We start from the raw sequence: 683 nt of genomic DNA on the forward strand, positions 1-683 counted from the left end.
ACAAGTGGGTCTTCGAGGACTTCACAACATACACCTTCGCGGAAAGACCACTTTCCGCTGGACAAGCATCATAGGAGCCCACCCATGACCCTCTCTCCCATTCGCAAGGTCTATTTCGGGATTGCCGATCGCCGGCAGATGTTCCGTCTGTTCGATCGCCACGCCCAGCGCCCCAACCGCTGGCAGAACGACGACGGCGCCCTGTTCGCGGGCGAATGGTTCGAAATCGCCCGACCCGAACACGATTACATGCTCGATATCCTGCCGCCGCTCTGGATGCGCGGAGAAATGTTCGCCCTGGGCGAATTCCTGACCGGCAGCATCACCAGCGTGTTCTATGCGCTGCGCATCAATGAGGCGGACCGCTACTTCCATGCCTATTGCGATCTCGCCCGGCCGGGTTCGCCCGTCGAGATGCGCGACGCGATCGTCGAGCGGGAGCGCCGCCCGGTCAAGGCGATGACCCGCGAGGAGCGCATCGAGCACATCTGGAGCGCCACCGAGGACCGGTATCGCGGCTATGCCGGGGCGGGTTTCCGCCCCGAGCATCGGGGCCAGCGCACCATCATCGTCTATGGCAGGCATGGAAGCAGCTTCGCGCTGCTGGATCATCTGACCGACGTGCAGATCTCGGAAAAGCTTCCCGTCCATCTACGCCACCTGCCGCTCGCCGAGGCCGCGTG

1 protein-coding gene is annotated in these 683 nt (G+C 63.3%); it reads left to right on the forward strand.

Features of this window, described 5'->3' with window-relative positions:
• Nucleotides 1-84: 84 nt before the first annotated feature.
• The coding region (locus tag NYR58_RS20500) for a DUF1419 domain-containing protein (protein WP_261522959.1) at nucleotides 85-683 on the forward strand (599 nt) is incomplete at its 3' end.

It is taken from the genome of Chelativorans intermedius (assembly GCF_025398255.1).
Lineage (GTDB): Bacteria > Pseudomonadota > Alphaproteobacteria > Rhizobiales > Rhizobiaceae > Chelativorans > Chelativorans intermedius.